Raw genomic sequence first — 18673 nt, 5'->3', positions numbered from 1 at the left:
GAGGCGATGGACGAATGGCGGTGGATGGATGCGGGCGCGCTGGGCGCCGGCATCGGCGCGGGCGAGATCGACCCGGTGGATCTGTTCGAGACCTTCCGGGCGGCCATCGAGGCGCATGAGCACGCAAGCCGCATCTACGCCCGCACCACGTTCGAACGCGGCCGGGCGGAGGCCGAGGCCGCGGCGCTGCGCGCGAAGCGAGGCGCACGCCGGTCCGCGCTCGACGGTGTGCCGGTGAGTTGGAAGGATCTTTTCGATACCGCCGGCGTGGCGACCGAGGCGGGGTCGAAACTGCTCGAAGGCCGGGTGCCGGAGCATGACGCGGAGGTGCTGCGGAACGCCACGGCGGCGGGGCTCGTCTGCCTCGGCAAGACGCACATGTCGGAGCTGGCGTTCTCGGGTCTCGGGCTCAACCCGATGACGGCGACGCCGCCGTGCGTGAATGACGAAGCGGCGGTGCCGGGGGGCTCGTCCTCGGGGGCGGCGGCGTCGGTGGCCTTCGGGCTGGCGGCCGCGGCTGTGGGCTCGGACACCGGCGGCTCGGTCCGGGTGCCTTCGGCGTGGAACGACCTCGTGGGGCTCAAGACGACGCACGGGCGGGTGTCCAATGCCGGCGTCGTGCCGCTGGCCGAACGCTTCGACACGGTCGGCCCGCTCTGCCGCAGCGTCGGCGATTGCGCGCTGATGCTCGCCGCGCTGGAAGGCGGGAAAGCGGCGGATCTGGCCGGGGCGGAGGGGCTCGCCGGGCGGCGCTTCGCGGCGCTCAGGACCATCGTGATGGACGATTTGCGGGACGGGCCGGCGGCGGCCTATGCCGAGGCGCTGGAGCGGCTGCGCGCGGCGGGCGCGGAGATCGTGGAGATCGACGCGCCAGAGATCGAGGGGCCGATGGGGCAGGCCGGCATCCTCTACACCACGGAGGCCTGGGGGATCTGGGGCGATGTCATCGCCGAGAAGGGCGATGTCATGTTTGCGCCGATCCGCAAGCGCTTCGAGGCGGGGCAGGACGTGGCGGGCGCGGCCTACGTGGCGGCGTGGCGGCGGCTGGACGCCGCGCGGCGCGACTGGGCGGCGCGGGCGGCGGCGTTCGACGCGGTGCTCTGCCCGACGGTGCCGAGCCTGCCGCCGGATGCCGCGCGGCTGATGGAGGACGGGCCGTATTACGTGACCGAGAACCTTCTGGCCTTGCGCAACACGCGGGTCGGCAATCTCATGGGACTTCCGGTGGTGACGCTGCCCACGGGCGCGAAGAGCTGCGGGATCAGCCTGATGGGCGCGGCGCTCGGTGAGGCGCGGCTGATGCGCGTGGCGGCGGCGGCGGAGACGGCGCTGGCGGGCTGACCTCGCGGGTGTTGCCGGGGCGCGTTGCGGGCTAGATGGCGTGGTGCGTTTCGACCCACGCCTGGAGATTTCCGATGGATGCGATCTTCGCCGTCGGCGACATTCACGGCATGCACGGTCAGCTGTCGCGCGTGCTGCGCCTGATCGACGCCGATCCCGATGCCGGCGCGCCGGTCGTGTTCCTGGGCGATTATGTCGACCGGGGGGCCGAGAGCCGCGCGGTCATCGAGACGATCGCGCGGGGACAGGCGGAGGGCCGGCCGTGGACCGCTTTGGCCGGCAACCACGATCTCTACTTCCGGGATTTCCTCGACCCCGGCGGGATGGAGGAGACCGAGGCGCGGGCCTGGCTGTCGGACAATCTCGGCGGTCGCGCGACGCTGGCCTCCTACGGGATCGAGACCGGCGGCAGCATCGCCGGGCTGCGCGCGGCGGCGGCGGAGGCGGTGCCGAAGGCGCACCGGGCCTGGCTGGCGCGGCTGCCGCGCGTGCACGAGACGGCGGCGCAGATCTTCGTGCATGCGGGACTCCGGCCGGGCGTGCCGCTGGAGGCGCAGGACCCGTGGGAGCTGGTGACGATCCGCACGCCGTTCCTGGAGGATGCACGCGAGCACGGGCGGCTGGTGGTGCACGGGCACACGGCGACCGAGGGACCGGTGCATCGCGGCAACCGGGTGAACCTCGACGGCGGAGCGGGCTTCGAGCGCCTGCTCTGCGCGGCGGTGATCCACGGGCGCGACGTGGCGCTGCTGACCGAGGGCGGTCGGGAGCCTCTGCTGCCGGGCTGAGGGAGGCCGGTGCTGCGCGGCTTGTGCTACGGATGAGCGGTGTCCCCGCGCGGAACCAAGGCCGCAGGCCGCCGCGCATCGCCGGGCCGCCCCCCGGACCGGCGATTGGTTAACACTGGGCGCTTCGCTCCGGCGGCTTGCCGATTTGGCTGACATAAAGCGCTGCCGCTCGACGGCCGGGATCGCCGATCCGCGGCCCGGCGATGCGCGGCTTGTGCCAAGGGCACGCGGGGCCTTGGCCCGGCTTGTGCCGTGGGGCCTGTCTTGTCTTTGCGCGCGGAGGCCGGGTGCCGTCGCTTGGCGCGAGGCCGTGCGAAACGGGTGTCCGTGTGCCCGTTCGGCACACGCCGGGATTGACAGAACCGTGTTTGCGGCGTCGCAATGCTCCTTACGACCGACCAAAAAATACCAACAGGGATCAAGGAGGTCTGAATGCCGGGAAAAATGGTGGTGGGCTATGACGGCTCACCGGCGGCGCGGCGGGCGCTCGATTACGCCGTCGCCGCTGCAAAGGCGCAGAATGCCAGTCTCGTCATCGCGCATGTTCTGGAATGGTCGCCGTATTCCTTCCTCACCAAGGAAGAGGTCGAAGAGCGACACATGCGGCGGACGCAGGAGCTCGAACGGGCCGAGACGCACGTTATCGGCCCGGTGCGCGAGAAGCTCGAGAAGAGCGGGCTCGGCATCGAGACGGCGATCCGCTACGGCCATTCGGCGGAGATCCTGCTGAAGATCGCCAGCGACACCGGCGGCACGCAGATCGTCGTCGGACGCGACGGCAATGGCGGGCTCGCGGCACGGATGTTCGGCTCCACCGCCGGAACGCTCGTGCAGATCGCAACTCTGCCCTGCACCATCGTGCCGTGACGCGGCCCAGCCTGAAGGATCTTCCCATGTTCAAGCGATTTGTCGCGGCCCTCGCCGCATGGCCGCTTCTGGCCCTTCCCGCGCTGGCGCAGGACGAGCCCGTCGGCGGCATCGACGCCACCATCAACCAGATCTTCGCCGACTATACCGGCTGGTACGTGGCGCTGATCTTCGCCGACCTGCCGGGCACGAACTTCTCGTGGATCGCGCTCTGGCTCGTGGTCGCGGCGCTGATCTTCACCTTCTACTTCGGCTTCATCCAGCTCAAGGGCTTCGCCCATTCGATCAAGCTGGTGAAGGGCGATTATTCGGACCCCAATGACGCGGGCGAGGTCAGCCATTTCCAGGCGCTCGCCACCGCGCTGTCGGGGACCGTGGGGCTGGGCAACATCGCCGGGGTCGCGGTCGCCATCGGCATCGGCGGTCCGGGCGCGACGTTCTGGATGATCATCGCCGGGCTTTTCGGCATGGCCACCAAGTTCACCGAGTGCACGCTGGGCGTGAAGTACCGCAACGAGTATCCCGACGGCACGGTGTCGGGCGGGCCGATGTACTACATGGTCAAGGGCTTCAAGGAGCGTGGCCTGCCCGGCGGGTCGGTCATGGCTGTGCTGTTCTGCTTCTTCACCATCCTCGGCGCGCTGGGCGGCGGCAACATGTTCCAGGCCAACCAGGCGCATTCGCAGATCGCCAACGTCGTCGGGGAGTTTCCCGGCTTCATCACCGGGATCGTGCTGGCCGTCATCGTCTGGCTGGTGATCGCGGGCGGGCTGAAGTCCATCGCCAAGGTGACCGAGAAGGTGGTGCCCTTCATGGGCATCTTCTACGTGATCGTGTCGCTGCTGATCCTGATCATGAACTACGACATGATCCTGTGGGCCTTCGGGCAGATCTTCGTCGGCGCGTTCACCGGGCTCGGGGTCGTCGGCGGGTTCACCGGGGCGCTGATCCAGGGCTTCCGGCGGGCCGCGTTCTCCAACGAGGCAGGCATCGGGTCGGCCGCCATCGCCCACTCCGCCGTGCGCACCAAGGAGCCGGTGACGGAAGGCTACGTCGCGCTGCTGGAGCCGTTCATCGACACGGTGGTCATCTGCACGATGACGGCGCTGGTGATCGTGATCACCGGGGTCCTGAACCTCGATCCGGAGACCGGGCTCTACGTCTGGAACTCCGAGGCGGGCCGGATCTCCACCGAGGGGGAGGTGCAGGGCGTCGCGCTGACATCGGCGGCCTATGCGCGGGCGCTGCCGTGGTTCCCGGTGCTGCTGATGGTCGCGGTGGTGCTGTTCGCGTTCTCGACGATGCTGTCGTGGTCCTATTACGGGCTCAAGGCCTGGACCTACCTATTTGGCGAGGGAAAGGTGAAGGAGCTGATCTTCAAGTTCATCTTCTGCGTCTTCATCGTCATAGGCGCGGCGGCGAGCCTCGGGCCGGTGATCGACTTCTCGGACGCGATGCTGTTCTCGATGGCGGTGGTGAACGTGATCGCGCTCTACCTTCTGATGCCGATCGTGCGCGGGGAGCTTGACCATTACGTCAAGCGCCTGCGCTCGGGCGAGATCAAGAAGTTCAACTGACGGGGCCGGGTGGGCGGATCGTCCACCCTACGAACCGCTTCGCGAGGGGCCGTGCCGGGGACCGGTGCGGCCCTTTCGCCTGTCAGATCCGCCGTGGCTGCGCCGGGACCGGCCCGCCGGCGGTGCGCAGGTTGCACGACAGGATCAGGCAGGACCGCGCGCGGTGGCGTACGTAGTCGGTTTCGAAATCCCAGTCGAACCAGCGCTGGCCGAGCCGGTGCCCGGTCTTCGGCGACAGCATCGACAGCGCGATCGCCCATTTGCTGCGCCCGTAAAGGCCGAACCGGTCCTCGACCACGAAGCGGTCCTGCAGCCGGTCGAGCGTGCCGTGGCCGAAGGGAAATTCCCAGGCGGCGTCGGTCTGGAAGGGGCGGAACGCCGCGCGGAAGAGGCGCGCGGGCAGCCATGTCTGCAGCGGGTCGAGCGTGACGATCTGCGCGCCCGGCTTCGTCACCGCCTCGATCCGGTCGAAGAGCACGTCGACATGGCGGAAATGGTGCAGGAAGGATTGCGCGTAGATCACGTCGTAATCGTCGTCGAGCCGGTCGCAATCGAGGAAATCGCCCTCGATGCAGCGCACGTGCGGGGCATCGCCGATCTTGTCGCGAAGCGCGCGGATCTGCACGCCGCTGAGCTCGATCGCGTCGTATTGCGCGCAATTGGCCACGAGGTGGGAGGTCAGATAGGAGCCGGTGCCGGCGCCGACCTCCAGCACCTTCTTGCCGGCCAGATCGCCCAGCCAGTCCTGCTGGATGCGGTATATGACCTCGCGCTTGTGGTCCGGAACCGCGGAGATCGCGCGCCAGCGGATCTTGCGCCAGAGGTTGGTGGCGAAGCTGTTGACCTCAGAGGTCGAGCCGCCATCGGTGCTGTCGTAGTATTTTGCCTGCTCGGCATTCACCGCCAGCATTTCGGCAAGTTCGTCGCGGTTTTCCATTCGAATCCGTTCGGGTTCTCGTATTCAGTTTCTCGATTAAACGGAGTTCGGGTATTTCCGCGAGTCCTGGTATCCTTATAGGTGTTTTCACGGTTCCGTTTTCGGAAGTCAATTCGCGTGAACGGATCGCCGAAAGGGAATGTAATCGAAATGAGGGAGCGGAGCCGCACCGGCTTGCGGGCCGGGCGCGATGGGTGCGCCCGGCCCAACCGTCAAGCGGCCGACAGGCCCGCGTCGAGCGCCGAGAGCACGGTGTCGATCTCGGCCTCGGAGATCGTCAGGGGCGGCGACATCATGAGGTTCGGCGGCCCCATGCGGACCATCGCGCCGGCCTCGTAGGCCGCCTGATGGACGCGCTTCACGGTGGCGGGGTCGGCCGGGGCCTTCGTCGCGCGGTCCGACACCAGCTCCAGCGCGGTCATCAGGCCGTGGCCGCCGCGGACGTCGCCGACGATGGCGTGCGTCTCCGCAAGGCGCTGGCAGCCCTCGAAAAGCTGACGGCCGCGCGCCGCGGCGTTCTCGCGCAGATCGAGGCGCAGGGTTTCGGTCAGAGTCGCGACCACCGCCGCCGCGCCGACCGGGTGGGCCGAGTAGGTGTAGCCGGTGTAGATGGCGCCGTTCGCATCCGCGCCTTCGAAGACCTCGGCCACCGCGCCGCTGACCAGCGCGGCGCCGACCGGGAAATAGCCCGAGGTGATGCCCTTGGCGACGGTCATCATGTCGGGCGCCACGCCCCAGTGCCGCGCGCCGGACCAGTCGCCGGAGCGCCCGAAGCCGGTGATGACCTCGTCGGAGATCAGCAGGATCCCGTGCCGGTCGCAGATCTCGCGCATCAGCGGCATGAAGCTCTCGTCCGGGACGATGACGCCGCCGGCGCCGAGGATCGGCTCCATGATCAGGGCGGCGATGGTGTCGGCGCCCTGGAAGGCGATCTCGTCCTCCGCCGCCTGCGCGATGAGCTGGGCGAGGCGGGCGGGATCGGATTCGTGGAACGGGTTGCGGTAGGTGTAGGGCGCGGGCAGGTGCACGCAGCCGGGCAGGAGCGGCTCGTAGCCGTGGCGGAAGCGGGGATTGCCGTTGACGCTGGCGCCGCCGAAATGTGTGCCGTGATAGCCCTTCTTCAGCGACAGGAACTTGGTGCGCGTCGGCTCGCCCCGCAGGCGGTGGTACTGGCGCGCGAGGCGCAGCGCGACATCGACCGAATCCGACCCGCCGGAGGTGAAGAAGGCGCGCGCCATGCCGTCCTCGGCGAAGAGGTCGCACACCATCTGCGACGCCTCGATGGCGGCCGGGTTCGAGGTGCCCGCGAAGGCGGAATAATACGGCAGCCGTGCAAGCTGGTCCGAGATCGCCTGCTTTATCGCGTCGTTGGAATAGCCGAGGTTCACGCACCAGAGCCCGCCGACCGCGTCGATGGTGCTGTGCCCGTCGATGTCGGTGATCGTCACGCCGGCGGCGTCGGTGATGATCTTGGGCGGATGCGCCTGCGACTCGCCGGGGTGTCCCATCGGGTGCCACAGGTGCCGGGCGTTGTGTTCCTTCAGGAAATTGTCGTCTTTCATGGTCCCTCCGCCGCGCCGTTTGATCAAAAAACGGTACGCGCTTTCGGCGGTTCCGGAAAGGGGGTCAGGAAAGCGGCAGGATCACCGCCTCTACCCGGCGGTTCCGGTTTCGGCCGTCCTCCGTCAGGTTGGAGGCGACGGGGGCGAGGTAGCCCGCGCCTTCGGCCCCGACGCGGGCGGCGGGCAGGTCGTGACTGTCGCGCAGGTAGGTGGCGGCCGCCTCGGCCCGGCGGCGCGAGAGGGCGCGGTTCGCCTCCTGAGAGCCGGTGGCGTCGGTGTGGCCGACGAAGAGCACGCGCAAGTCCGGGTTGGCGGCGAGGTAGTCCGCCAGCGCGTCGAGCGAGGCGTAGCTGCCGGCGGGGAGCGCGGCGTCGCCGCTGGCGAAGTCGAGATCGGAGAGGATCGCGTGGCCGGTGGCTTGCAGAGTGGCGGCGAGGTCGTCCGGCGCGGCGCTGGCCGGGGTGGGCGTCGTCTGCGCGGGTACCGTCTGCGCGGGCGCGCTGCCCTCGGGCGTGGCGCGGATGAGCTGCACGTAGGCATCGCTGCCGTCGCTGCTGACGAGGAGGCCGAGCGCCTCTTCATCGCCTCTTGTGGCCGACAGGAAACGGTAATCGGTGAGGTCCACGTACATCGCGGGCGCCGGCAGCACCTCGGTCGCGAAGCGGAAGTCGAAACCACCGCAGCCGCGCGTCTCGCAGTCGAGCACGATGTCCCAGCCCTCCGCCTCCAGCGCCTCGCGAATCGGGTCGAGGATTTGCAGCGGCGTGAGGTCGCGGGCGGCGATGCGCCAGGCGGTGCGGTCGATGGTGCCGTCGATGCGGCGGGTGGGCAGCGCCTCGCCCGACCAGCGCCCGGTCGGCAGGTGGTAGGCGGCGCCCTCTTCGGTGGCGTCGAACGTCACCTGAGCGCCCGAGGGCAGCGGCAGGTCGAGCGCCGCCGCCGGCCCGGCGAGCAGTAACAGCCAGAGCGCGGCGCTAGCGCGCCTGCGTGTGATAATCGTCATTCGGGACCATCGCGGTCGCGGAGGCGACGCGGTTCGTCATGTTGAAAAAGCCCGCCACGTTGGCGATGTCCCAGATGTCGTGGTCGGTGAAGCCGGCTTCGCGCAGCGCCTCGCGGTCGTCCTCCGTGATCTCGTGGCTGGCGCGGGTCATCTTTTCGGCGAAGGCGAGCATGGCGTGCTGGCGGGTGTCCAGATCGGCGGTGCGCCAGTTCATCACCATCTTCTCGCCCAGCACCGGATCGCCGGAGAGCTGCCGGACCGCGGCGCCGTGGGCGACGAGGCAGTAGAAACAGCGGTTCCAGCTCGAGACGACGACGGCGATCATCTCGCGCTCGAGCTTGGACAGCGCGGACTCGGCCAGCATCAGCTCGTTGTAGAGGCCGGTGAAGGCGTCCAGCTTGTCGATGGAAAAGGCGTGCGCGCGCAGGACGTTCGGCACCATGCCCAGCTTCTCGGCGCAGATGTCGAAGTATTTCTGCGTCTCGGGCGGCAGCGGGTCGACCGGCGGCAGGTCGAGCGCGGTGGGGCGGTCGTCGGTCATGGCGCCTCTCGGTTGAGCTGCCGGTAGTGATAACCCGGTGCGGAGGTGAACCCAAGCCGCGCGTAGAGCGCGTTGGCCGCGGTGTTGGCATCGGTGCAGAGCACGGCGAGCGTGTCCGCGCCGTTCGCGGCGGCCCAGTGCGCGGCGGCGATCGTCATCCAGCGGGCGAGGCCGTTGCGGCGCCCCTCGGGCAGCACGTGCAGGGCGTGAACGAAGGCGATCCCTTCGGACAATGCGCAGAAGGCGCTGCCGGCCGGCTTGTCCTTGATGCGCCCGAAGACGGAGGTCTTGGGGGCGGCCGCGCGCTCCATCACAGCGAGGCGGGGCGTGCCGATGCCGCCGGCCGCCCAGATCTCGCGCTGGATCGCCAAGGGCTCCCAGACGCAGAAGGCGGTGAGGCGGCGGAGCTCTTCGTCCGCGAAATGGGCGGTGGGGACGTGCCAGAGCGTGACCGGGTCGACGACGGCGAAGCCACGGGCGGCGAGGGCGGTGTCGAGCGCCTCTTCGCCGGGGGCGACGCGGAAGAGCGGGGGCTGGTCCAGCCCGTGCATCGCGGCGATGGCGGCGCCCAGCTGCGCCTCGGTCCAGTCTTCGTGGGCCGTCGCGGCCGACACGCGCTTTCCGCCGCCGCCGCCCTCGCGCAGGGTGAAGCCGGGCCGCTCGATCCGGCGGAGGGGCGGCCAGGTCGCCTCGGCCGCGGCATCGAGGCCTGTCATGCGAACATCTCGGAGAGGCGCGCGGTGGCGCTGTCGATGCGGGCCTTGTCGGTGCCGCGCACCACCACGTTGGCGCCGTAGACGTCGCCGTCGCGGAACGGGTACGACCCGAAGGCGAGGTCGCCGTATTCCTTGGCGAGATCGCGCAGCGGTCCGGCGATGTCGCCCTCGGCCCGCTCCACCCGCACCGACGCGCTCAGGAGCGGCGTGCCGGTATTCAGGGTCGGCAGCACGCGGGCGAGCATGGCGTTGAACACAGACGGCACGCCGGCCATCACGTAGACGTTGCCGAGGATGAAACCGGGCGCGGCGGAGACCTCGTTCTCGATGAGCTCCGCGCCGTCGGGGATGCGGGCCATGCGCAGGCGGGCCTCGTTCAGCTCCCGCCCCGTCTGGGCGTAGTGGGCCGCCATCAGCGCGCGTGCGTCCTCGCGCACGTCGATGTCGGCCCCGAAGGCTGCGGCGATGGCGTCGGCGGTGATGTCGTCGTGCGTCGGCCCGATGCCGCCAGAGGTCACGACGATGTCGTAGCGCGCGCGAAGCGCGTTCACCGCGGCGACGATGGTGTCGTGATCGTCGGCCACGACGCGCGCCTCTGCCAGGTCGATGCCGGCGGCGGTGAACTGCTGGGCGAGGTGGTGCAGGTTGGCGTCGCGCGTGCGGCCCGACAGGATCTCGTCCCCGATCACGAGCATGGCGGCGGTCGGGTTCGGCATGAGGTGCTCCTTGGGCTCGGCTTCGGCCTGAGGTATAGGCGCGCGCCATGCGCTTTCAAACCCCTCTGGTCCCCGCCACGCTGATCCGCCGCTACAAGCGGTTCCTTGCGGATATCCGCCTTGCGGACGGGCGCGAGGTGACGGCGCACGTGGCCAACCCCGGCTCCATGCTCGGGCTCGCCGAGCCGGGCCTGAAGGTGTGGGTGGAGCCGAACGACGATCCTAAGAAGAAGCTGCGCTATGCGTGGAAACTGGTGGAGCACGAAAGCGGTGCCTTCACCGGGGTCGACACGAGCCTGCCCAACCGCCTGTTGCGCGCGGCGTTCGTGGCGGGCGAGGTGCCGGGGTTCGGCGACTATCCCGAGGTGCTGCCGGAGCGGCGCTACGGCACCGGGTCGCGGGTCGATTTCCTGCTGAGGGCGCCGGGGCGGGCGGATGCCTATGTCGAGGTGAAGTCGGTGACATTGTCGCGGCGGCCGGGCGTGGCGGAGTTTCCCGACAGCGTGACCGCGCGCGGCGCGAAGCACCTGGCGGAGCTGGCCGAGGTGGCGCGCGGCGGCGACCGGGCGGTGATGCTGTACCTCGTGCAGCGTACGGATGCGGGCGAGGTGACGCTGGCCGAGGACCTCGATCCGGGCTACGCGGCGGCCTTCCGCGCCGCCCGCGCCGCGGGGGTGGAGGCGGTGGCGTTCCGCTGCGACCTGTCGCCCGAGGGCGCGGCCCTGGGCGAATCGGTGCCGGTCACGATCGGCTGAGCTTGTCACGCTGCGCTGCGGCGAAGGTCTGGAAATCGGCGGACATCGGGAATATAAGAGCGCAAGCAGATTGAGGATGCCGGTTTTGGACGAGGATGCACGCGGCCGTCTCACGCGGGACGGGATTCGTATTTACGACACGGACGACTTCGCCGGGATGCACGCGGCCGGACGGCTCGCGGCGCAACTGCTCGACGAGGTGGCCGAGCACGTGTGGCCGGGCCAGACCACGGGCGCCATCGACGATTACATCCGCGGCCGGATCGAGGAAGAGGGCGCGACCTCGGCCACGATCGGCTACAAGGGCTACCAGCACGCCACCTGCATCAGCATCAACCATGTCGTCTGCCACGGCATTCCGGGCGACAAGAAGCTGAAGGACGGCGATATCCTCAACGTCGACATCACGGTGATCGTGGACGGCTGGTACGGCGACACCAGCCGGATGTATGTCGCCGGAAAGCTGTCGCGGAAGGCCGAGCGGCTGATCCAGGTCACCCATGACAGCCTGATGGTGGGGATCGAGGCGGCCAGGCCCGGCAAGACCTTCGGCGATATCGGCCACGCCATCCAGACCTTCGTGGAGGGCCAGAGGATGTCGGTGGTGCGCGATTTCTGCGGGCACGGGCTCGGGCGGGTGTTCCACGCGCCGCCGAACGTGCTGCATTACGGGCGCGGGGGCACCGGCCCCGTGCTCGAAGAGGGGATGTTCTTCACCATCGAGCCGATGGTGAATCTCGGCCGGCCCGAAACCAAGGTGCTGTCCGACGACTGGACGGCGGTGACGCGCGACAAGTCGCTGTCGGCGCAGTTCGAGCATTCCGTGGGGATCACCGCCGACGGTGCGGAGATCTTCACCCTGTCCCCGGCGGGAAAGTTCCACCCCACATATGAGTGATGCGCCACGCCCCGCGGAGGCGGGAGGAGAGGACGACACGCCCCACGGCGTGATCTGGACGCTGTCGGCGTGCAATTTCGTCATCGGCATGGGCGCCTTCGTGGTCATCGGCCTGCTGGAGCCGGTGGCCGACGGATTCGGCGTCACGCGGGGCGAGGCCGGCGCGCTGATGACGGTCTACGCCATCGCCTACGCGATCCTGTCGCCGCTTCTGGTGTCGGCCACGGGCCGGATCGGGCGGCGCCGGGTGATGGCGCTGGGCCTCGCGGTCTTTGCCGCGGGTTCGGCGCTGTGTGCCCTGGCGCCGACGCTCTGGGCGATGATGGCGGGGCGGGCGGTCGCCGCCGCCGGGGCGGGGATGTTCACGCCGGTCTCGGCCGCCGTGGCCGCGGCGCTGGCCGCGCCCGAAGCGCGGGGCCGGGCGCTTGCCACCGTGGTCGTCGGGCTGTCGCTGGCGCAGGTCGCCGGGGTGCCGGCGGGCGGCTGGATCGCCTACACTTTCGGCTGGCGCGGGGCGTTCTGGCTGATCCTGGCGCTGGCGCTGATCGGCGTGGCGCTGGTCTGGACGCGGGTGCCGCAGGGGCTGCGGCTGGCGCCGGTGACGCTGCGCGACCTCGGCGGCGTCCTGCGCGACCGGCTGGCGATGGGGGCGGTGCTGTTCACCGCGTCGTTCCTTGCGGCGGTGTTTGTCCTCTACACCTACCTCACGCCGCTTCTGGGCGAGACGATGGGCTGGGGACGCGACGGGATCACGCTCCTGCTGGTGATCTACGGGGCCGGCGCGGTTCTGGGCAACCTCATGGGCGGCTGGATGGCCGACCGGCTGGGCGCGGTGCGCACGCTGGTGGTGCTGACTTTGTGCCAGATCGCGGTGATGCCGGTCTTTTCCGGTCTGCCCTACCCGGAGGCGGCGGTGATGGCGCTGGCCTTTCTCTGGGCGCTGGTGGGCTGGTCCTTCATGGCGGCGCAGCAGCTGCGCCTGCTGGCCATCGCGCCCGAGGAGGCGAGCGTGGTGCTCGCGCTCAACGCCGCGGCGATCTACATCGGCGCGGCGCTTGGTTCGGCCTTGGGCGGCGCGGTGCTGGGCGCTTTCGGGATCGGCGCGCTGGGCATCGCCGGGGGCCTCGCCGCGTGCTGGGTGCTGGCGCACATCCTCTGGTCGCGGCGCGCGGCCCTGCGCGCGGGGCGTGGTACGGCGGCCTGATCGGGGCGCGCCGTGGCGGGCAGCGCCTGCCTGGGCGGGCGCTCTTGCGGTAGCGCCGGGCTTGGCGGGCCGGGGGAGCAGTGTGGTTGGGCTGAGCCTGTTGAAGTGTGGTTGGGCTGAGCCTGTTGAGAGGTCGAAAGCGCCTGCCGGGGGGCAGGCAGGCGCTGCCCGCCGCGGGGCGTCGGGCGGGACGGCTGAGCCGGGTGCTTTCAGGGGCTGCCGTTGAAGTCGCTAGTCGGCCTCGGCCAGCGTGACATGGGTGTCGCCGTATTTCCGGCTCTCCAGCAGCGTGAAGCCCTCGGGCGGAGTCTGCGGCGTGGAATCCTCCCAGACGACCAGCGCGCCTTGCGCGATCCAGCCGGCGGCGCGAGCGGCGTTCAGCGCCGGGGCACCGAGGTCCTTGCCGTAGGGCGGATCGAGGAAGATCAGCGTCGCGGGCTCATCGGCCGCTGGCAGGCGCGTGGCGTCGCCGCCGATGAGCGTGGTCTCGCCGCTCACCCCCAGCGTCTTGACGTTCTCGCGCAGGAGCGCCTGCGCGCGCCGGCCGCTGTCGACGAAGGTGGCGTGGACCGCGCCGCGCGACAGCGCCTCGAGCCCCAGCGCGCCGGTCCCGGCGAAGAGGTCGAGCACCCGCGCGCCGTCGATCGGGTCGCCGAAGCGCCCGCCGGCGAGGGTGTTGAACAGCGCCTCGCGCACGCGGTCGGTTGTCGGGCGCAGATGCGCGCCCGGATCGCCGCGCCCGACGCTGGCCAGGGCGCGGCCGCGGAAGCGTCCGGCGACGATCCTCACGCCTTCATCAGCGCCTTGAGGTCGCTCTCGGGGTCGGCGATGGCATCGGGGTCGGGGGATTTGCCCGCCTCGATCAGCCGCTTGCCGACCATGTAGGCGCGCGGGTCGTTCATCGCGTCGACCGCGATCAGCCGGCCGTCGCAGAAATACCAGTGCGACACCGCCTCCCCCGCGCCCGAGCGGGTGACGACGCGGTCGTAGCCGCTGTTCAGCCCGGCGATCTGCAGCTTGGTGTCGTACTGGTCCGACCAGAACCACGGTTTCGGGATGTAGGGCGTGTTCGCGCCGAGAATGTTGTCGGCCACCCGTTCGGCCTGGTCGATGGCGTTGCCGACGCTTTCGAGCCGGATGCGCCCGCCCGCATGCGGGAAGGAGGCGCAGTCGCCCGCCGCCCAGATCGCCGGATCGGAGGTGCGGCCGTATTCGTCCACCCGGATGCCGTTGTCGGTCTCGATCCCGGCTTTTTCGGCAAGCTCCGTGCAGGGCGCGATGCCGATGCCGGCGACGACGAAATCGACCGCGATCTCGGTGCCGTCGGTAAGCCGTGCCGCCGTGACGTGATCGTCTCCGATCAGCCGGTCGAGCCCCGCGCCTTCGAGGATACGGACGCCGTTGGCTTCGTGCAGGGCCCGGAAATAATCGGCGGTCTCGGGGGCGGCGACGCGGGCAAGGATGCGGTCCGCGGCTTCGACCAGCGTCACGTCGAGGCCGCGCTTTGCGGCGACCGCGGCGGCTTCGAGCCCGATATAGCCGCCGCCGACGATCAGCACGCGCGCGCCGGCGCCGAAGCGATGCGCCATGGCGTCCACGTCGCCAAGCGTGCGCACCGTCACCACGCCGCCGAGATCGCCGCCGATCGCTGCCGGCAGGCGCCGGGGCACCGACCCGGTGGTGAGCGCGAGCGCGTCGTAGGGCAGGGCCTCGCCCCCGACGGTCACGGTCTGCGCGGCGCGGTCGATGGCGGTCACCGCCGCGCCCTTCTTCAGCGTGATTTCCTTGTCGTCGTAGAAGCTTTCGGGCCGCAGGTAGAGCCGTTCGAGGTCCATCTCGCCCAACAGATACGCCTTGGAGAGCGGCGGGCGCTGGTAGGGCGGCACCGGTTCCTCGCCGATCAGGGTGAGGGCACCACCATAACCGTTCGCCCTGAGCCGGGCCACCAGCGACGCGCCGGCCTGGCCTGCGCCCACCACGACGATCCGATCCATGCTGATCCCCCGCATTGCCTTTCGCGGCGCTACCCTAGATGCCCGGTGACGGGAATTGCAATTCGACGAGAGGACAGGACATGCCGATTTCGCAAGGAGATACGCTGCCGGGGGCAACGCTGGTGCGGCTGGGCGACGAGGGGCCCGAACCCGTGGATCTGGGCTCCAAGCTCGACGGACGCCGGGTGGTGATCTTCGCCGTGCCGGGGGCGTTCACGCCCACCTGCCATTCGGCCCACGTGCCGAGCTTCGTGCGCACCAAAGACGACTTTGCCGCCAAGGGCGTGAACGAGATCATCTGCATCTCGGTCAACGATCCCTTCGTTCTGAAGGCCTGGGGGCAGGCCACGGGCGCCGAAGATGCCGGGATCACGATGCTGTCGGACGCCGAGTCCGCGTTCACCCAGGCGATCGGCATGGACTTCACCGCGCCGCCGGCGGGGCTCATCAACCGCTCCAAGCGTTACGCGATGGTGGTCGAGAACGGCGTGGTCACCACGCTGCATGTCGAGGAAAGCCCCGGCACCTGCGACACCTCGGGCGGCGAGGCGCTGCTGGCGACGCTCTGATCGCCTGTGCGCGCCCGGTGGCAGCGGAGGGAGCGAGGGGCCAGCCCCTCGCGCACCCCGGGATATTTATCGGCAGATGAAGGGGCGCGCGCGCCGATCCGGGGTGGGACTGCGGGGCGGTCGGGAGGCCGGCCCGCCGCTCGCGCCGCGCGGGAAGATGACCCCGCGGGCTGCCGGTCCGAGGCGGGACCGCGGGGCGGCATGGTCGCTTCGTGCCGGTGCCGCGAGCGGCTTGCCCGAGGCGCGGCCGAAGACGTCTTGCGGCGACGCCGGGACGGGCAGCGGTCTGGTGTGGTGTGTGAGTGTGCGCCGGCGGAAGCCGGGAACCGCGCGGGCCGGGGCCCGGGCGCGTGGCCCGGCCCCGGGGCGCGGGTCAGAGCGCGTCCATCTTCCGCGCGAGCTTGGCGTCGCGGGAGGACAGGCCACCGACATCGTGGCTGGTCAGCGTGACGACGACGCTGTTGTAGGTGTTGGACCATTCGGGGTGATGGTCCCATTTCTCCGCCCAGATCGCGGCCTTGGTCATCCAGCCGAAGGCGCAGGCGAAATCGTCGAACTTGAAGGTCTTGGTGATCGCGTCGCGGCCATCGACCATCTGCCAGCCGCTCTCGAAGAGCGGCGCCAGCATGGTCTCGCGCGCGGTGTCGCTCAGTTTTTCGCTCATTCCTGTTCCTCTACTTTCGCTTTGCGGAACGGGCCGAAGGCGGTCAGGATCTCGATGTCCTCGTCCACGGCCTGCCTCTCTGCCTCCAGATAGCGCGCGACGGCTTCGGCGAAACCCTCGTCGCCGATCCAGTGCAGCGAGTGGCATTCGGCCGGCAGATACCCGCGCGCGAGCTTGTGCTCGCCCTGGGCGCCGGCCTCGACGCGGCCGAGGCCGCGCGCGATGGCGAAGTCGATGGCGCGGTAATAGCACGCCTCGAAATGCAGGCAGGAATGGTGCTCGGTGCAGCCCCAGTAGCGGCCGTAGAGCGCGTCACGGCCGATGAAGTTGAGCGCGCCGGCGATGTAGGCGCCGTCCCGGGAGGCCATCACCAGCGCGATGTCGTCCCGCAGCACCTCCTGCGCGATGTGGAAGAACTTGCGCGTCAGGTAGGGCGCGCCCCATTTGCGGGCGCCGGTGTCCTGGTAGAACTCCCAGAACGCGTCCCAGTGGCGGGTCTTCAGGTCGTCGCCGGTCAGGGTCTCGATCGTGCCGCCGAAATCGTTCGCGGTGCGGCGCTCCTTGCGGATCGTCTTGCGCTTGCGCGAGGACAGCTCCGCGAGGAAGGCGTCGAAATCGGAATAGCCGCGGTTGAGCCAGTGGAATTGCTGCGTGACCCGGCGCATGAGGCCGATCTCTTCGCCGGCCTCTGCTTCTTCCTCGGTGCAGAAGGTGGCGTGGACGGAGCTGATCTTGTTGTTCGCGGCGAGTTGCACGGCGCCCTGGATCAGCGCGGAGATGCCTTCGGCCTCGTATCCGGGTTTCGTCAGGAAACGCCGGCCGGTAGCGGGCGTGAAGGGCACGGCGATCTGCAGCTTGGGATAGTAGCGCCCGCCCGCGCGTTCGAAGGCATGGGCCCAGGAATGGTCGAAGATGTATTCGCCCTGGCTGTGGCCCTTGGCGTAAAGCGGCGCACAGGCGATGACCTCGCCGTCCATCTCGGCGGTGAGGTAATGCGGGTCCCAGCCGGTGCCGGGGCCGACCGAGCCGCTGTCCTCCAGCGCCTTGAGGAAGCGGTAGGTGGTGAAGGGATCGTTCGGGCGGCCGCCCTCCGCCGCCTCGGGGCAGGCGCAGGCGTCCCAGGTGTCCTGCCCGATGCTGGCGAGGCTGTTGTGCGCGGTGACGGAGAGCGTGCGGCTCGGGGTCTCACAGGTCATGGCGGCTCCCTTCCCGGGCATGATCTGTGACCCGCGCGGGCAGGTTCAAGCGGTGTATCCCTCGAACGTGATGTTGTCGGCGATGCTGCGGGCCCGTGCCTCTTCGGCGGGCGTGCGGATGGTCCAGCAGAGGATCGGGATGCCCGCCGCCTTCAGCTCCGCGATGCGGGGATTGGCGAGGTCGGCGGCCTCGTGGCTGACGAAGCGGGCGCCGGTGGCCATCAGGTTCGGGATCGGGCGCAGCGCGGCGCGGGTCTCTTCGCTGAGGGTCGGCCAGTGCTCGGGCGCGAAGGCGGAGGTGACGAGCCCGCGCGGCAGGTCCGGCGCAAGCTCCGCCATCGCCTGCACGCTGGATGGGTTGAAGGACATGATGGCGGCGGGGCCGTCGTAGCCGGCGAGCGCGGTCGCGGCGGCGTGTTCGAGAAGGCCGACGCGGGGGCCCATCTGGCCGTCCTGGTCCTTGATCTCCATCAGCAGGGGGACCTGTCCGGCGACGATCTCCAGCACCTCGTCGAGGGTGGGGATGCCCTCGTCGCCGTGTTTCAACGGCAGGTCCGCGAGTTCGGCCGCGGTGCGCTGGCGGATCGGGCCGGAGGCGTCCGTGAGCCGGCGCAGGTCGTAGTCGTGGAACACCATGGCGGTGCCGCAGGCGGCGAGTTGCAGGTCGATCTCGACGCCGTAGCCGGCGGCGATGGCAGCGCGGATCGCGGCGCGCGAGTTTTCCGGCCGGCCGGCCGTCACGTCGTGCAGGGCACGATGCGCGATCGGCCGGCCGAGAAAGGCGTCGGGCAGGTCGGGGGCCGAGGTCATGCGATCTCGAAGATGCCTTCGATTTCCACCGCGACGCCCATCGGCAGCGAAGCGGCCGAGACGGCGGAGCGTGCGTGCCGGCCGCCTTCGCCGCAGACCTCGCCCAGGAGGTCGGAGGCGCCGTTGATCACCTTGGGCTGGTCGGTGAAATCCGGGGTCGAGTTGACGAAGCCGGTGAGCTTCACGACGCGGTTCAGCTTCGACAGGTCGCCCCCGCAGGCGGCCTTGACCTGCGCGAGGAGCGACAGCGCGCAGAGGCGGGCGGCCTCGGCGCCTTCCTCGGTCGAGAGCGTGTCGCCGAGCTTGCCGGTGACGAGCCCGTCGGGGCGCTGGCTGATCTGGCCCGAGACGTAGAGCGTGTTGCCGACGCGGACGTAAGGCACGTAGTTCGCGGCGGGCGCGGGCGCCTCGGGAAGCTGGTAGCCCTTCTCGGTGAGCCTGGTTTCGATGTCGTGGGTCATGGGGCCTCCGTGGCGAGTCGTGTCGGCGGCCAGGGTAGGGAAACGGGCGCGCGGGGGCGAGGGGTATGTTTCGG

General features: G+C 70.0%; 20 protein-coding genes. 8 read left to right on the top strand and 12 right to left on the bottom strand.

Features of this window, described 5'->3' with window-relative positions; genetic code table 11:
* Positions 1 to 6: 6 nt before the first annotated feature.
* The 4 genes from F3H57_RS14100 (at position 7) to F3H57_RS14085 (ending at position 4573) form a co-directional block, all read left to right on the top strand.
* Positions 7 to 1341: an amidase gene (locus F3H57_RS14100; protein WP_149756558.1), complete on the top strand. Its 1335-nt coding sequence runs from the start codon at positions 7 to 9 to the stop codon at positions 1339 to 1341.
* Positions 1342 to 1415: 74 nt separating this feature from the next.
* Positions 1416 to 2129 carry a metallophosphoesterase gene (locus F3H57_RS14095; RefSeq protein WP_149756557.1) on the top strand — a complete coding sequence of 238 codons (714 nt, stop codon included), beginning with the start codon at positions 1416 to 1418 and terminating at the stop codon, positions 2127 to 2129.
* A 432-nt stretch (positions 2130 to 2561) separates the two neighbouring features.
* The gene (locus F3H57_RS14090; RefSeq protein WP_149756556.1) at positions 2562 to 2996 is read left to right on the top strand and encodes a universal stress protein; all 435 of its coding nucleotides are present in this window, start codon (positions 2562 to 2564) and stop codon (positions 2994 to 2996) included.
* A gap of 26 nt (positions 2997 to 3022) precedes the next feature.
* Positions 3023 to 4573, top strand: a complete 1551-nt coding sequence (locus F3H57_RS14085; protein ID WP_149756555.1) for an alanine/glycine:cation symporter family protein — start codon at positions 3023 to 3025, stop codon at positions 4571 to 4573.
* 82 nt (positions 4574 to 4655) lie between these two features.
* On the opposite strand, the gene F3H57_RS14080 is transcribed toward F3H57_RS14085, so the two are convergent.
* The 6 genes from F3H57_RS14080 to F3H57_RS14055 form a co-directional block, all read right to left on the bottom strand.
* Positions 4656 to 5510: a class I SAM-dependent methyltransferase gene (locus F3H57_RS14080; protein ID WP_149756554.1), complete on the bottom strand. Its 855-nt coding sequence runs from the start codon at positions 5508 to 5510 to the stop codon at positions 4656 to 4658.
* 212 nt (positions 5511 to 5722) lie between these two features.
* On the bottom strand, positions 5723 to 7072 hold the full coding sequence (locus F3H57_RS14075; RefSeq protein ID WP_149756553.1) for an aminotransferase class III-fold pyridoxal phosphate-dependent enzyme: 1350 nt from the start codon (positions 7070 to 7072) through the stop codon (positions 5723 to 5725).
* A 64-nt stretch (positions 7073 to 7136) separates the two neighbouring features.
* Entirely contained in the window at positions 7137 to 8075 is a 939-nt protein-coding gene (locus tag F3H57_RS14070) for an OmpA family protein (RefSeq protein WP_149756552.1), read from the bottom strand.
* Complete coding sequence (locus F3H57_RS14065) at positions 8047 to 8616, bottom strand: peroxidase-related enzyme (RefSeq protein ID WP_149756551.1); 570 nt, start codon at positions 8614 to 8616, stop codon at positions 8047 to 8049. Before F3H57_RS14065 ends, F3H57_RS14070 begins: the two co-directional genes overlap by 29 nt.
* Complete coding sequence (locus F3H57_RS14060) at positions 8613 to 9332, bottom strand: GNAT family N-acetyltransferase (RefSeq protein ID WP_149756550.1); 720 nt, start codon at positions 9330 to 9332, stop codon at positions 8613 to 8615. The genes F3H57_RS14065 and F3H57_RS14060 overlap by 4 nt, the downstream gene beginning before the upstream one ends.
* Positions 9329 to 10048 carry a competence/damage-inducible protein A gene (locus tag F3H57_RS14055; RefSeq protein ID WP_149756549.1) on the bottom strand — a complete coding sequence of 240 codons (720 nt, stop codon included), beginning with the start codon at positions 10046 to 10048 and terminating at the stop codon, positions 9329 to 9331. Before F3H57_RS14055 ends, F3H57_RS14060 begins: the two co-directional genes overlap by 4 nt.
* 47 nt (positions 10049 to 10095) lie before the next feature.
* Between F3H57_RS14055 and sfsA the strand changes: the two genes are divergently transcribed.
* The 3 genes from sfsA (at position 10096) to F3H57_RS14040 (ending at position 12905) form a co-directional block, all read left to right on the top strand.
* Positions 10096 to 10803 carry a DNA/RNA nuclease SfsA gene (sfsA, locus tag F3H57_RS14050; RefSeq protein WP_149756548.1) on the top strand — a complete coding sequence of 236 codons (708 nt, stop codon included), beginning with the start codon at positions 10096 to 10098 and terminating at the stop codon, positions 10801 to 10803.
* 76 nt (positions 10804 to 10879) lie between these two features.
* Positions 10880 to 11701 carry a type I methionyl aminopeptidase gene (gene map, locus F3H57_RS14045; protein ID WP_149756547.1) on the top strand — a complete coding sequence of 274 codons (822 nt, stop codon included), beginning with the start codon at positions 10880 to 10882 and terminating at the stop codon, positions 11699 to 11701.
* The gene (locus F3H57_RS14040) at positions 11694 to 12905 is read left to right on the top strand and encodes an MFS transporter (protein ID WP_149756546.1); all 1212 of its coding nucleotides are present in this window, start codon (positions 11694 to 11696) and stop codon (positions 12903 to 12905) included. Before map ends, F3H57_RS14040 begins: the two co-directional genes overlap by 8 nt.
* A gap of 231 nt (positions 12906 to 13136) precedes the next feature.
* On the opposite strand, the gene rsmD is transcribed toward F3H57_RS14040, so the two are convergent.
* On the bottom strand, positions 13137 to 13694 hold the full coding sequence (rsmD, locus tag F3H57_RS14035) for a 16S rRNA (guanine(966)-N(2))-methyltransferase RsmD (protein WP_149756545.1): 558 nt from the start codon (positions 13692 to 13694) through the stop codon (positions 13137 to 13139).
* Positions 13691 to 14899 carry an NAD(P)/FAD-dependent oxidoreductase gene (locus tag F3H57_RS14030; protein WP_149756544.1) on the bottom strand — a complete coding sequence of 403 codons (1209 nt, stop codon included), beginning with the start codon at positions 14897 to 14899 and terminating at the stop codon, positions 13691 to 13693. The genes rsmD and F3H57_RS14030 overlap by 4 nt, the downstream gene beginning before the upstream one ends.
* A gap of 80 nt (positions 14900 to 14979) precedes the next feature.
* Here F3H57_RS14030 and F3H57_RS14025 point away from each other — a divergent pair, with 80 nt between their 5' ends.
* A complete protein-coding gene (locus F3H57_RS14025; protein ID WP_149756543.1) occupies positions 14980 to 15468 on the top strand; it encodes a peroxiredoxin in 489 nt (162 codons plus the stop codon).
* 373 nt (positions 15469 to 15841) lie between these two features.
* Here the strand turns inward: F3H57_RS14025 and F3H57_RS14020 are convergent, their stop codons facing one another.
* From F3H57_RS14020 to F3H57_RS14005, 4 genes are read right to left on the bottom strand one after another with little or no spacing between them, the layout of a single operon-like run.
* Complete coding sequence (locus tag F3H57_RS14020) at positions 15842 to 16132, bottom strand: 4a-hydroxytetrahydrobiopterin dehydratase (RefSeq protein ID WP_149756542.1); 291 nt, start codon at positions 16130 to 16132, stop codon at positions 15842 to 15844.
* A complete protein-coding gene (locus tag F3H57_RS14015) occupies positions 16129 to 17328 on the bottom strand; it encodes a GNAT family N-acetyltransferase (RefSeq protein WP_149756541.1) in 1200 nt (399 codons plus the stop codon). The genes F3H57_RS14020 and F3H57_RS14015 overlap by 4 nt, the downstream gene beginning before the upstream one ends.
* A 45-nt stretch (positions 17329 to 17373) precedes the next feature.
* Entirely contained in the window at positions 17374 to 18138 is a 765-nt protein-coding gene (locus tag F3H57_RS14010; RefSeq protein WP_149756540.1) for a glycerophosphodiester phosphodiesterase family protein, read from the bottom strand.
* Positions 18135 to 18599 carry a RidA family protein gene (locus tag F3H57_RS14005; protein WP_149756539.1) on the bottom strand — a complete coding sequence of 155 codons (465 nt, stop codon included), beginning with the start codon at positions 18597 to 18599 and terminating at the stop codon, positions 18135 to 18137. Before F3H57_RS14005 ends, F3H57_RS14010 begins: the two co-directional genes overlap by 4 nt.
* Between the last annotated feature and the right edge of the window lie 74 nt (positions 18600 to 18673).

The organism is Roseivivax sediminis (assembly GCF_900112685.1).
GTDB lineage: Bacteria > Pseudomonadota > Alphaproteobacteria > Rhodobacterales > Rhodobacteraceae > Roseivivax > Roseivivax sediminis.
The sequence above is the reverse complement of the archived record's forward strand: the minus strand, read 5'-3'. Positions and strand labels throughout refer to the sequence as shown.

Excerpts from the sequence above, each read along its gene's own strand:
- F3H57_RS14015 (WP_149756541.1), bottom strand. The coding sequence starts at position 17,328 with ATGACCTGTGAGACCCCGAGCCGCACGCTCTCCGTCACCGCGCACAAC.
- F3H57_RS14080 (WP_149756554.1), bottom strand. The coding sequence starts at position 5,510 with ATGGAAAACCGCGACGAACTTGCCGAAATGCTGGCGGTGAATGCCGAG.
- F3H57_RS14020 (WP_149756542.1), bottom strand. The coding sequence starts at position 16,132 with ATGAGCGAAAAACTGAGCGACACCGCGCGCGAGACCATGCTGGCGCCG.
- F3H57_RS14060 (WP_149756550.1), bottom strand. The coding sequence starts at position 9,332 with ATGACAGGCCTCGATGCCGCGGCCGAGGCGACCTGGCCGCCCCTCCGC.
- F3H57_RS14075 (WP_149756553.1), bottom strand. The coding sequence starts at position 7,072 with ATGAAAGACGACAATTTCCTGAAGGAACACAACGCCCGGCACCTGTGG.
- F3H57_RS14070 (WP_149756552.1), bottom strand. The coding sequence starts at position 8,075 with ATGACGATTATCACACGCAGGCGCGCTAGCGCCGCGCTCTGGCTGTTA.
- F3H57_RS14010 (WP_149756540.1), bottom strand. The coding sequence starts at position 18,138 with ATGACCTCGGCCCCCGACCTGCCCGACGCCTTTCTCGGCCGGCCGATC.
- F3H57_RS14005 (WP_149756539.1), bottom strand. The coding sequence starts at position 18,599 with ATGACCCACGACATCGAAACCAGGCTCACCGAGAAGGGCTACCAGCTT.
- sfsA (WP_149756548.1), top strand. The coding sequence starts at position 10,096 with ATGCGCTTTCAAACCCCTCTGGTCCCCGCCACGCTGATCCGCCGCTAC.
- F3H57_RS14040 (WP_149756546.1), top strand. The coding sequence starts at position 11,694 with ATGAGTGATGCGCCACGCCCCGCGGAGGCGGGAGGAGAGGACGACACG.
- F3H57_RS14100 (WP_149756558.1), top strand. The coding sequence starts at position 7 with ATGGACGAATGGCGGTGGATGGATGCGGGCGCGCTGGGCGCCGGCATC.
- F3H57_RS14025 (WP_149756543.1), top strand. The coding sequence starts at position 14,980 with ATGCCGATTTCGCAAGGAGATACGCTGCCGGGGGCAACGCTGGTGCGG.
- F3H57_RS14065 (WP_149756551.1), bottom strand. The coding sequence starts at position 8,616 with ATGACCGACGACCGCCCCACCGCGCTCGACCTGCCGCCGGTCGACCCG.
- F3H57_RS14030 (WP_149756544.1), bottom strand. The coding sequence starts at position 14,899 with ATGGATCGGATCGTCGTGGTGGGCGCAGGCCAGGCCGGCGCGTCGCTG.
- F3H57_RS14095 (WP_149756557.1), top strand. The coding sequence starts at position 1,416 with ATGGATGCGATCTTCGCCGTCGGCGACATTCACGGCATGCACGGTCAG.
- F3H57_RS14085 (WP_149756555.1), top strand. The coding sequence starts at position 3,023 with ATGTTCAAGCGATTTGTCGCGGCCCTCGCCGCATGGCCGCTTCTGGCC.
- F3H57_RS14090 (WP_149756556.1), top strand. The coding sequence starts at position 2,562 with ATGCCGGGAAAAATGGTGGTGGGCTATGACGGCTCACCGGCGGCGCGG.
- map (WP_149756547.1), top strand. The coding sequence starts at position 10,880 with ATGCCGGTTTTGGACGAGGATGCACGCGGCCGTCTCACGCGGGACGGG.
- F3H57_RS14055 (WP_149756549.1), bottom strand. The coding sequence starts at position 10,048 with ATGCCGAACCCGACCGCCGCCATGCTCGTGATCGGGGACGAGATCCTG.